We start from the raw sequence: 11493 nt of genomic DNA, 5'->3' as shown, positions 1-11493 counted from the left end.
CAACCTCATGCCTCAGGGCGGGCGAGCTCGTCGGCCCGCGCCACCCGGCCCTCGACGTTGACCACTTCCGCCGCTGGCCCGGCCGTCGCCTCGCCCGCACTACGGATCTGAAAGGCGAGTGAGCCGTCGGTCTGCGCGCTGAGCCGTAGCCGTACCCGGGCCGAGCCGTCGTCGAGGATGAGCACACGGCGGTACTCGACGTCGTGGAAGCGCAGCCCGGCCGTGCCCAGCCGGTCGCGGGCGGCCGCCGACACCGCTTCCAGCAGCGTGACGCCGGGAACGACGACGGCGTCGTGGACGCGGTGGTCGGCCACATACGGCAAGCGCCGGGTGTCGATCACCAGCTCCCAGTTTGTGCCTTCCGTGCCGAGCGGTCGCAGCAGGCCGGCCGCTGAGGCCAGGTCCGTCCGGCGCGCGCCGGTGGCTGGGGCAGCGGCGCGGTCGTCCGGGCGGTCGGCCAGCCAGAACGGCTGTCGATGGAACGGATAGGTGGGCAGGCTGGGGAGCCGGTTTCCGGCCATGGCGGGCACCGCCCCGAGTTCGATCGGCACACCGGTGGTGAACAGCAGCGCGAGCGCGTCCAGCAGCCCGCTGCCCTCCGCCGCGCCCGCTGCGGTGGGCAGTTGCGGCCCGGTCCCGCCTGCTGGCGTCGTATCGCCCAGCTGCAGCACCACGGAGGCGCCGCGGGCCCGGAGCCAGGCGAGGGCGTCGGCGTCGCCGTCCGCACGCCGAGGGTGCCACAGTTCGGCCCAGTCGGCCTCGTCGCGTGAGCGGCCCTCGCAGGAGCCGGCGTAGCCGGAGACGAACAGGGGGGTTGCCGGGGTACGCAGCCGCCCCGTCGCCCCGCGCCGGTCGGTCTCGACGCCGCGCGCTCGCAGCATCGTGAGCGCCAGCCCGTCGTGCGCCGTGAGGGCGTCGGCGGCCACCATCGCGAGCAGGTTCCCGGTGCCCGCGCCCGCCACCAGGTCCGGACGGACCCCCCAGGCGCGCCAGGCGGCAATGAGCTGGTAGAGAGTGCGAAACGCGACGACCTCGGCATCGGTCGTGGCTGACGCGCCGAGCCGCTGGCCGGCGGCTGCCGCGGCGGGGACGGAGGCCAGCCAATCCGGCGCGCGGACGCCCGTCAGACTTCCTACCAGGAGTCCTACGCGGGGACGGTCGCCCGAGGAGCGCCTGACGCAAGCGGCACTGTTGCTCGGAGTGTCCGAGACGATCGCCTCAGCCATCGCCTCGGCCGACGGCGCGCGTACGGCCATCCGGTGGCCGAAGGCGGCCCGCCCGGCAGCCATGGTGTGGCAGATGTCGCCGAGCGCCTCATCGGGGTGTGCTTTGAGGTAGGCCGCGTGTCGTTGCGCGAGGGCCGCCAGCGACTGTTCGGTGCGGGCACTGAGCGCCAGCAAGCAGGGTCCGCTGCTGGCGGCGGGCCGTGTCGCGCCGGTGCCGGCGACGGAGGCCACCACCACGTGGCAGTTCGTCCCACCGAAGCCGAACGCGCTGACCCCGGCGACGCGGCGGGGGCCTGGGTGGCCCCAGGGCAGCAACTCGGTCGGCACGAAGAGCCGGTCGGTGACGTCGGGCACGTCATCGGCGAACCGTTCGAAATGCAGACTGGGCGGCACCAGCCCGGTGCGCACGACGTGTACCGCTTTGATCAGGCCCGCCATCCCGGCCGCCGCTTCGAGATGGCCGAGGTTGGACTTGACCGAGCCCACCGCGCAGCGCGCGCCAGTCGAAGGTGCTGACCGCAACACCTGAGCAAGGGCAGCCAACTCGACAGGATCTCCGGATGGGGTACCCGTTCCGTGCGCCTCCACGTAGCCGACCTCGCCGGGGTTGACGCGCGCGTTGGCCAGCGCGGTGCTCATGACCTCTGCCTGCGCCTGGGCCACCGGGACGGTGATGGCTGGTGCGGCGCCGACGTGGTTGGTCGCCGCTCCGAGAATGACGGCCCAGACCGGGTCGCCGTCTCGCACCGCGTCCGCCAGCCGCCGGAGTACGACCATCCCGCAGCCTTCTGCGCGCACGTATCCGTCGGCCGAACGATCGAAGCTTCGGCAGCGCCTCTGCGGGGACAGCATGCGGGCGCGCCCGAAGCTGGCTGAGGCCGTCGGGCTGAGGATCAGGTTGACGCCGCCAGCGAGGCAGAGGTCCGACTCGCCGAGTTTCAGGCTGCGGCAGGCCTGGTGGACGGCGACGAGCGACGAGGCGCAAGCGGCGTCGATGGTCATGCTCGGTCCACGCAGGTCCAGCGCATAGGAGATGCGGTTGGCGGCGAGACTCTTCGCGTTGCCGAGCGCCATGTACGGTCCTACCGGGTCGGATACCTTGTCCGCGAGCAGGCCGTAGTCATTCGTGGACAACCCCACGAACACGCCGACGGGTTGGCCGCGTAGCGTCTGCGCATCGATCGCGGCATGTTCCAGCGATTCCCAAGCCACCTCCAGCAGGATCCGATGCTGGGGGTCGACCGCTGAGGCCTCGCGCGGTGTCATTCCGAAAAAGGCCGGCTCGAACAGATCGACGTCGGGGAGGTAATTACCCGCTACCTCCATGTCGCGAAGTTCCGCGCGGCTGGTGCCAGGATTCCGATCACTGCTGTTCCGGCCCGCGGCGGGGGATCCCACCAAATCAGCACCGCAGCACAACTTTTCCCAGAAAACCTCCGGCGACGGCGATCCGGGAAACCGGCAGCCCATACCCACGATGGCCACTGCGTCAGGATCGGGCACGACTCGCCCCTCTCAGCGCGTGTACACAGGTACGCCAGCATCCGAGCGGAGCTCTGCGGCGTGTGCGTGATCTCGGTGTGCGTTCTCGCGGGGCCCGCAAGCGGGAGGCGGAAATCGAGGTCCGGGAGAATTCCAACGGGCCTGCGCCGCGCATGTCCCAGCCTCGCATTCGATGCCAGCAGGTCATGCCTGAGTCAAAGCCCAGCTCCTGTTCCTGAGGAAGGAACTCCCGTGGAGTCCGGTCAACCTCCCAGGGCTCGGGGCGGGCCATCACGTACCTCCTCGCCAGAGTGGATCCGCATCAGAAAATTCAGCATAGTGAAAGAATCCCCATTTGTTGGGATGCGCTGGTTCGGTGTCCGCGGTTGGCGGCGGAGGGCCTATCTGAAAAGAAACGAGTCACGGCGCGGCCTTCTCGTCTGCCCAACTCAAGGTGCCGAAGAAGGGGAACGCCGAACTCGAGCGGGCCAACAAGACCCTGATCGAGTCGTTGAGCGGAACCGGATTCGCCATGCGGACTGGATTCCCATGAGGCAACCCCAGGCTGACGGCACAGGTGACTGTCACACCGCAGGTGGCCCAGGGGTGCGAGTACGACCGCACTGTCAAGTGCCAGTGCCGATGCATTCCGCCGGAGGTGCGCCACTCAGGCCTGCAACCCCAAGATCACGTCCGGGACCGTTAATCCGGAAAGAGAGACCTGCCCGACGGAAGACAAGGGGCGTAGGCCGGTCGAGTGGTCTTGCCCATGGGCTTATCAACTCCTCCAGTCCATTGGGCCTGGAGGTTCTCGCTCTGATGGTCGAGGAATGAGGTCTTGCGCTTTCGACAACCGGGATATTTATCCACATACTGTCATCATCGGCACCCTACGGTGAAGCGAGGTTGACCCGTCGTGGACAGATCCACTGCACTGCAACTTGCGGCCGATGAGCTGGAGGAGCGCGAGCTCCGCCGCAGCCGCATCGAGATCATCGATTACCTGCCGAGTGATCCATCCAGGGGAGTGCTGGCACCTCCTGGAAGCGTCACGGTGTATATCACGCATGCGGGGGATCCTCTTCTGCAGCGCGTGCGTGACGCCGCGTCAGGATCGTCCGGTCTTGACGTCCAGCTCTCGCTGGAAATCCACGAAAGGCTGCGGGGACGGGAGCAGCTGACCTATTACCAGGCGTACCGGCTTCTCCGGGATACCGAGAGCTTCGCCAGTATCCGATACGGGTGTCGGACACTTGCGACCAACATCTTCCCACCCCCGGGCCCTCAGTTTATGGTGCTGGAGAACCCCTACAACGGCGGGCGCCTCGACCCTGATGAGCTCACCCTTGTTGAGCACCGGGTGCCGGGCAGCAAGGGCAGGCTCGCTGCGCTTGCTCTGCGACACACAGCGCCGATGACTGAGGTTGAGCGAGCGGCGGTCGAGCAGGTTCCCGAGGATCAGCTCGAGATGAACCTCAGCGTGCGTGGTGACTGCTGTGACAACCTGACGGACTACGCGTGGCAGCTCCTCACGGCTATTCAAGTTCTAGCGCCTCTCGAAACCGAAGAGGTCTCACTCTCCGAAGAAGAGCTCGAGCGCATGGGCCCCGCGGCGTCCGCCCGAAAGCTGCTCGACCGGCGACGCGAGCTGCTCGGGCACACCCACAGATGAAGGCCGCGCTATGAACTCACTCGCCGAATTAGTGCTCGCCCTCCTCTTCTTCGCCTGGCTGGTGGTGACATGCCTGTGCCAGGTGCAGTCGCGCTTGCAAGATCGGTTAAGACGGTCTGACCTGTTCGGCCTGATCCCGCGCTGGCATTTCTTCGCGCCGCGACCAGCGATGCAGGACTTTGTGCTCGTTTTCCGCGACCGGACGCCCAGTGGTGCACTCTCGCCCTGGCGGGAGACCCCCCACCCGCCAGTCAGTCATCCGCTTGTTCGCGCGGTGTGGAATCCTGGCCGCCGTCACATTAAGGCGGTTACCGACACCACTATTGAGCTCATGAAGCTGGTGGCCGAAGAGCGAAGCAAGAGGGAAATCGAGCTGTCCGTGCCCTACTTGGCGCTACTCAACCACGTCTCAGAGCTGCCTCGGCTGGATGAGGACTGCCTCACGCAGTTCGTTCTGGTGGCGTCACAGAGCTCGGCTGTGAAAAAATCCCCCACAGTCATCTTCGTCTCGTCATTGCATGCGATCGGCTGAGTGCGACCTTGGATTCTGCATTTGCCTTCCGCCTCACGGTCAGCCTGGCAGCTGTCGGTGTGGCCATCTCGTCGCTAGAGTACGTGGCTCGTCCACGATTGCTGGCCAACCATGCACTCGCCAGCTGGCCCGTGGCCCGGACTGGCCGACCCTGGAACGTGACGCCGACGGTCGGGAGAATGCTGGAAACGCTCTTCGCGTACCCAAGGTTCCTCGGGACAGTCACCCTGAGATTAATTGCCGCAGCCGCGCTAGTAGTCGGCCTGCCGCTCCCCCTTGGTGTCTCCGCAGCCCTCGTCGCGGTAACCTCATTGCTTCTGGCTCGGCGCTCGCCGTACGGAACGGACGGGGCAGACCAGATGACATTGATCATCTTTGTCGCCGCCTCGCTCGCCGAGATGATCGGCACCCCGAGGGCGCGTGAGCTTTTCCTGTGGTTCGTGGCAGCACAGGCATGTCTCGCCTACATCACGGCCGGCGTTGCCAAGTCCGTTTCCCCGGTATGGAGAGATGGCCGTGCTCTGCCAGGCATCCTCGGCACCAACAGCTACGGCCACCGCAGAATCGGACAGGTCCTCGCGTGTCATCAGAGAACGGCTTGGATCTTGGGGTGGGCTACCATCGTGCTCGAATGCGTATTCCCCTCCGCATTGCTGGGATTCCAGCCGCTCACCTACGTGCTGCTGGCAGCCATGCTGTCATTTCACGTGGCAGCGGCTTTTCTGATGCGACTGAATACTTTTTTCTGGGCCTTTACGGCAACCTATCCGAGCATCCTGTTCTGTGCCCTACGTTCATGAGCCTTTTCCATCTTGATCAGCTGGCGAGTGCGAGGGCGACGACGGCCCGGACGAGGGCGGTGATCCGGGTGGTGCTGCAGCGGATTTTTCGCAGGAGCCGTCAGCACCTGAGGATCGCCATAGCGCGTTCGCCGGGGCTGCGGATCTTGGCGTGGTCGCGGTTGTGACGTCGGCGCCAGCCGCGCAGGTGCCTTCCCCGGATCGGGACGCGTATCGCGGGGTCGGCACCCTGATACGCCTTGTCGGCCCAGCACTTGATGTTGTCGGCGGCGAGGGCGTCGGGGATGCCGCGGGTCCGGGCCGCGGTCAGGTCGTGGGTGGCTCCCGGCAGGGCGTCGGAGGCCCAGATCAGGCGTCCCGCGGGATCGGCGAGGACCTGCACGTTCATCTCGTGGTGCTTCTTCTTGCCCGAGCGGTACGGCCGGTCGGCGGCGATGCGGTCGATCGGGAAGACGGTGCCGTCGAGGATCACGTACTCCTTCCGCCGAACGGTCTCCATGGCCTGCTCCACGGTGGGCGCGAGGGCGGCGAGCAGATCGACGGCCTCGCGTATGTAGCGGTAGACCGTGGCGATTCCGATCCGGAAGCCCGTGGCGAGACGGGCGTAGGTATCGCCGCACCTCAGATGGGCCAGGACGGGCAGGGCCTGTCAGCCGCAGGCCAGGCGGCGCCACCGGGAACCGATCCGGCGCCGGTGGTCTGCGGGCAGGCCGACGAGGTACCGCAGGGTGCGGCTGGACAGATCGATGGCGGACGGGTAGACAAACACGCGAAGCTCCTGGCGGGCTGGTGATCTTGGTCGTGAACCGTCTACCAGGAGCTTTCTTCATGCCCACCGCCGGGGCTGCCGATCCGACCACCCGGCAGGTTGGAAACGGCTCACTGACCCTTCCGGAGGTCGTCTCCTGTACGGGGGCGACAGCCTTTGCCGCACTCAGGCTTCACGCCGGCACCGCGATGGAAGCAAGCGTGACGGGCTCGCTGGTCACCTTGCAGCCCGGGTTTTCGTCCAGCGGCCAGCTTCGAGAAGGCTCACCCCCGCTGAGCGAAATCCATGGCTCCGCATGTGCGGATTGCCAGGCGCACCGCGCGCGGGGAAGCGCCGGCGCGTGACGGGGTCCGAGAAGCGTGACGGGGTCAGGGAAGAGGGTGGCAGGTGATGTGGCTGCGTCAATAGAGTGACGGGATGGGACTCTTCAAGCGGAACAAGGCGACGTCCGGCGTGCTGCTCGTGTCCGACAGGGGCATCCAGCAGGTGAAGACCGCGTCGTACGGGATGGATCTCGTGCAGGAGGTCGCTCGTCTTCTCGGTTCGGAGCACATACGCTCCACCAAGCTCGGCGAGGAGCTCACCCTCTGGTACGCCGAGGACGGCCCGGGTCGGGCGCACTCCGGCCCGCCCAACCCCGTGGCCAGTCGGCTCGCGTCCGATCACGGCGTGGCGCCCGTCACCGGTCCCGCCGTCGTCACCGGTCCGCTGCTGTACGGCAACCCGTACCCGCTGGGCGCCGAGGAGATCACGCAGGTCTCGGGGCGTCTGCACGGATAGCCGCGGTTCAGCCGGCCATGGCCGCCACGATGCGGGGCAGGAGTACGGCGTTGGCGCTGCCGAGTGACACCCTCACCGCCTGCTGCCTGCCCCGCTCATGGATCCACACCAGGCCGTCCGCGACCTCGACGTCCGTGATCGAACCCCAATCGGCCTCCATGACCCCGCGCAGCGTGAGCCCGCCGCGGTGCACGCGCATCTCGCCGATGGTGAACGACCCGCCGCGCCGGATCAGGTTGAGATGCTCCGCGAGCAGCTGGGGTTCCAGGACGCGCTGCGCGAACTCGACCAGGGCCAGCCACGCTTCGGGGGCCTCGGCCCTCTTGCCGCCCTTGCTCCAGATCAGATTTCCCAGGCTCTCCGGTGAGTTCCCGTATCTGCCCACGCCGAACGTGTACGTATGGGTGTGCATGGAGGGGAACAGGAAGCCCTGGTGTTTGGTCCGAGAGACGGGATACCGGACCCACTCGATCTCCTCCCAGGCCAGCGAGTCACCGCCGTACGTGATCCGCTGCCGGTCGGCGACCACGTGTGTCGTCCAGCCGACCAGACTGTCCACGAAGGGGCGCTCGGGGGCCTCCTGGCGCGGGGGTGCGGATCGCGGAGGTGCCGTGTGCGGGGATGCCGTGTGCGGGGATGCCGTGCGCTGGCCGTTCGCCCCGGCATAGGCCCGAAGCCACGCCGGAACCTCGGCCCGCGGGTAGGCGGCGAGGTCGTTGCGGTAGTGCGTGGGGGCGAGCAACTGCCCGTCGGGGAGCCGCTCGTCACCGTAGTCGTACTGGGTGGAGACCTGGGCCTGGCCGCCGGGCCCCTTGGTGACGGCGACCATCAGACGCAGCCACGGTCCGGCCGGCATGGCGGCCGCGAGGTGGCGCTGGCGGCGTACGAGGAGGGCTATCTGCTCCGGCACCCGTGCCTCCACGGGCCGTTCGTGCTGCCAGAAGCGCAGATCGGCCGTCTCGGCAGAGACGGCGCAGGAGAATGCTGCCACCATGCGCTCCCACTGCTGTGGTCCGCACAACGCCAGCTGGCGGGCGATCTCGTCGGTCAGCGCGGTCACGCGGGCCGCCGTCACGTCCTCGGGCGGGGCGCCGACGACGGTGAAGTCGGTGATCGCGCCCGGCTGCCCGGACCGGGCATCGAGGCGCTCGAACTCCGCCTTGAGGTCGTTCATGAACGTCTCCTCGGCGGGCGGACGCCGTACGAAGGTCTCCTCCGCGGTGAACAGGGCGGCGGCCTGTTCGGGCGGGATCGCGGAGGTGACCTCCTTGATGCGCCCCGTGTCGCCGACCATGAACACCGAACGGCCGACGGGCATGTCGAGGAAGGCCATGGGATCGCTGTCGTCGACGTCGACGGGCGCGTATACGCTCCAGCCCGCGGCGAACCGATCCGCGACCAGGCCCTGGGCCGGGTAGTCCAGGCCGCCGGTGGCGATGTGCTCCTGGACCAGGGCGATGGCGCGCCGCTCGTCGATACGCCCGACCGCACCCGGCTGCGGGGCCCTGCCCAGCGGATGGCTAGGGTCCGCCCCGTCCGGGCCCGGGTAGTGGTGGGCGAGCTCGAACCACAGGCGCATCTCGTCGGCGGTCACCGCGTCGGTCCCGGGGCTCACAGCGTCCCACGTGCCTCCGGGATCGCGGGCGTAGAGCCCGACGGACTTCCCCTGGGAGACGGTCACGTACTCGCAGACATGGAGGTCTCCGTACGCGGCGACCATGGTGAGCGATGGCGCGGCGGGGCGCTCCTCGCGGGCGATCTCCCTGCCGTCCATGCGCGTCGCGGCCAGTACATGGCGGGGCATCAGCACCACTCCCTTGCAGACACGGGGCACGACCGTAGCCCAAGGCGACCATCATGGTGAAGAAGGGGGCCCGTTTCGGGCCGCCACCTCAAGCGGAAGCGCCGCCACAACACCACCCACGCCAAGATCCGCTGCCTCGGCGAGCAGGCCATGGTGCACCCTCAAGGGGTGGCGCCTCCTGCGAAGCTCCGCCGCAGCACCAACCGCATCACCGACGTCGTCAAGGCTGTCCCCGTCCCTCACCACGCATCAGCGTGAGGTTGGAAAACGCTCAATGACGCCCGCGAAGGTGTCGGCAATGGCCGAACTTTTACGTGAGCCGCCGGAGGCGGACACGGCCATCTCGATCGCGTCCGTGACGAGTTCGGTGCACATGTGGTGGGCGATCGACCAGCCCACCACCCTGCGCGAGCAGATATCGGGCACCATGGTCAGATAAAGCAACGCCGAACCAGCAGGTATGTACGTGATATCGCCGCACCACTTCCTGTTCAGTACGTCGGCGGCGAAGTCACGCATCACCAGCTCCGCGATGGACAGGGCCGTCTTGTCCGCGGTTGTCGTGCGCTTCTTCCGCCGCAGGTGACGGCCGACGACGTGATGGACGCGCATCAGCCGCGTCACCGGCTTGCGGTTCATGACGCGGCCCCAGAACCTGAGTTCGGCGCGGATGCGCGACGCGTCGTAGGCCCTGGCGTGCTCGGCATGGATGGCGCGGATCTCCGAGACGGCCACGGCTGTCCCTGTCTGGCAGCCGGCCCGGGTCTGGTCCGTGGTCTGGTGCCGATGGCAGCCAGAGCGGGGCGCACTCACCACCTGGCACAGCCGCTGCCCGCCGCAGGCGGCGCGGCGATCGGAGAGGAAGCCCCAGCGGCACTCCTTCACTTCACCTCTTTGGCGCGTGAGGCAGTGTCCTGGCGATGAACAGCGGAAACCTTTTGGGCCGAGCGATCACGCAGCCGTCGCTGTGCCAAGGTAAGGGGCGAAATGCTCGGCGACCTCTGCGGCCACAGCCACCGCGTCGAGCGTCCCGTCGACTTCGATGACGCGGATTCCGAGGCGGCGGGCGTTCTGTGCTGCGTCCACGGCGACCAGCCGGTCACGGGCGAGACGGTTGGCCTGGGAGCGGGCCGGGTCGGTGACGGGGACGTTGAGAGCTCCCGCGCGCGGGAGAGTCCGGAGTTGGTGCTGGCGGAAGTCCTCGGTAGGGACGAGGACGACCATGCGCCGGAGTGAGTCGAGCAGCGGCGCGACCAGCTCCGGTCGCAGCCCCCACCCCTCGGCGATCGCCGGCCGGCCGGTGAACAGTGCGCGCAGGTCGTCCAGCGCCCACTCGAAGCGGACCGGGAAGCCGGCCAGCGTCTCGGCAGCCATCTCCTCCGGGTCCTGGTCCAGCCAGACACGGTCGGGGGTGGGATCTTCCACGGGCTCGCCCAGGGCCACACGACGTGCGATCCGGCGATCCTGGTGGCCGCGGGCGTCGTGATAGTCGTAGTGATACACCGTCAATCCATGTTTTCTGGCGATGAGTTCGGCAACGGTGGTTTTGCCGGACCACTGTGCACCGCCGATCCACAACGCGCGCTGCAGGCCGCCATGTGGATCCCAGACGTCTGACATGCGTGTCCTCCCGTTGGAGAGCGGTGTAGACCCCCGCTCGGGAACGAGTTTCCTGGTTTGACAGCAAAAATTGCAGTCTTGTCTTCGCTGGACGGTTCGCAGAGAGTGGAAGGGGAGGGGGGATCGTTCCCCTCGCGCTTCTGGCCGTGGCTGCCGCCCAGTTGAGTCGTTGATACGACTACGGGAAGTGGAAGTGACCTGATGAATGCCCAGTGGGAGCGCCTGGAGCCGCTTCTGCCGGTGAGCAACGGACGTTGTGCCAGGTGACGGGACCATCGGCAGGTCGTGAACGGGGTGCTGTTCCGGATGCGCACGGGCGTGCAGTGGCGCGATCTACTGGAGTGGTACGGGCCGTGGAAGGCGGTGCACGAGTCGGTATCGTCGCTGGTCGGCACATGGAGTTGACCGGCTGGCGGAAGTGGTGTGCGAGGTGATGCGCTCGGCCGCTCGCGCGGCGGGTCTACTACCAAGATCCACCTGAGTGCGGACGGTCGGTGCCGGGTGCTCTCGCTGGTCATCACGCTGCCACGCCTTCTCTGCCCTCAGCAGCCTGTCGGTCTCAGCCCGCAGCCGGGTCAGCTCCTCGGCCCGGCCCTCCAGACCGTTCCCGCCACGAGCGATCGACGCGGGTACTCCGGCGTCCCTGCGGACCCACGCGCGCAGAGACTCGGCCGTGAACGCGAGATCCGTGGCCGCCGCCGCATAGGTGCACGTGCCGCCGCCCACGGGTGCAGGACGACGGCGTTTCTCCGGAACCCCTCCGCTTATGGAGACTGGCGTCCCGCCTGGGCAGCCCTCCTTGGACCAT

The 11493-nt window shown here is 67.7% G+C and carries 7 protein-coding genes and 4 pseudogenes; 6 read left to right on the top strand and 5 right to left on the bottom strand.

All coding sequences use genetic code 11. From position 1 onward, the window contains the following. Nucleotides 1-5: 5 nt before the first annotated feature. Nucleotides 6-2729, bottom strand: coding sequence for a type I polyketide synthase (locus ACFVWY_RS05680; RefSeq protein ID WP_389867619.1), 2724 nt, complete (start codon nucleotides 2727-2729; stop codon nucleotides 6-8). An 895-nt stretch (nucleotides 2730-3624) separates the two neighbouring features. Here ACFVWY_RS05680 and ACFVWY_RS05675 point away from each other — a divergent pair. From ACFVWY_RS05675 to ACFVWY_RS05665, 3 genes are all read left to right on the top strand, one after another. After that, nucleotides 3625-4380, top strand: coding sequence for a hypothetical protein (locus ACFVWY_RS05675; protein WP_389867617.1), 756 nt, complete (start codon nucleotides 3625-3627; stop codon nucleotides 4378-4380). A gap of 10 nt (nucleotides 4381-4390) precedes the next feature. After that, the gene (locus ACFVWY_RS05670; protein ID WP_389867615.1) at nucleotides 4391-4912 is read left to right on the top strand and encodes a hypothetical protein; all 522 of its coding nucleotides are present in this window, start codon (nucleotides 4391-4393) and stop codon (nucleotides 4910-4912) included. A gap of 179 nt (nucleotides 4913-5091) precedes the next feature. After that, nucleotides 5092-5712 (top strand): hypothetical protein, encoded by a 621-nt coding sequence (locus ACFVWY_RS05665; RefSeq protein ID WP_389867613.1) that lies wholly within the window; start codon nucleotides 5092-5094, stop codon nucleotides 5710-5712. 16 nt (nucleotides 5713-5728) lie between these two features. Here the strand turns inward: ACFVWY_RS05665 and ACFVWY_RS05660 are convergent. After that, nucleotides 5729-6481: pseudogene (locus tag ACFVWY_RS05660) on the bottom strand (transposase family protein). Nucleotides 6482-6898: 417 nt separating this feature from the next. On the opposite strand from ACFVWY_RS05660, the gene ACFVWY_RS05655 reads away from it, so the two are divergent. After that, nucleotides 6899-7261 carry a hypothetical protein gene (locus ACFVWY_RS05655; RefSeq protein WP_389867611.1) on the top strand — a complete coding sequence of 121 codons (363 nt, stop codon included), beginning with the start codon at nucleotides 6899-6901 and terminating at the stop codon, nucleotides 7259-7261. A 7-nt stretch (nucleotides 7262-7268) separates the two neighbouring features. Here ACFVWY_RS05655 and ACFVWY_RS05650 read toward each other — a convergent pair whose 3' ends face one another. Beyond that, nucleotides 7269-9065, bottom strand: a complete 1797-nt coding sequence (locus ACFVWY_RS05650; RefSeq protein ID WP_389867609.1) for a hypothetical protein — start codon at nucleotides 9063-9065, stop codon at nucleotides 7269-7271. Between the two features lie 96 nt (nucleotides 9066-9161). Here ACFVWY_RS05650 and ACFVWY_RS05645 point away from each other — a divergent pair. Next, nucleotides 9162-9323 (top strand): annotated as a pseudogene (locus tag ACFVWY_RS05645) (IS5/IS1182 family transposase); the annotation flags it as partial. Nucleotides 9324-9383: 60 nt separating this feature from the next. Here ACFVWY_RS05645 and ACFVWY_RS05640 read toward each other — a convergent pair. Together ACFVWY_RS05640 and ACFVWY_RS05635 are read right to left on the bottom strand one after the other, a co-directional pair. Next, nucleotides 9384-9995 (bottom strand): annotated as a pseudogene (locus ACFVWY_RS05640) (DDE-type integrase/transposase/recombinase); the annotation flags it as partial. A 21-nt stretch (nucleotides 9996-10016) separates the two neighbouring features. Continuing rightward, the gene (locus ACFVWY_RS05635; RefSeq protein ID WP_389867607.1) at nucleotides 10017-10685 is read right to left on the bottom strand and encodes a hypothetical protein; all 669 of its coding nucleotides are present in this window, start codon (nucleotides 10683-10685) and stop codon (nucleotides 10017-10019) included. A 201-nt stretch (nucleotides 10686-10886) separates the two neighbouring features. Between ACFVWY_RS05635 and ACFVWY_RS05630 the strand changes: the two are divergent. Continuing rightward, nucleotides 10887-11207, top strand: a pseudogene (locus ACFVWY_RS05630) (transposase); the annotation flags it as partial. Between the last annotated feature and the right edge of the window lie 286 nt (nucleotides 11208-11493).

This window comes from Streptomyces sp. NPDC058195, from assembly GCF_042883525.1.
In the GTDB taxonomy this organism is placed as follows: Bacteria; Actinomycetota; Actinomycetes; order Streptomycetales; family Streptomycetaceae; genus Streptomyces.
Note: the sequence above shows the minus strand (reverse complement) of the source record. Positions and strands in the feature narration are given on the sequence as shown.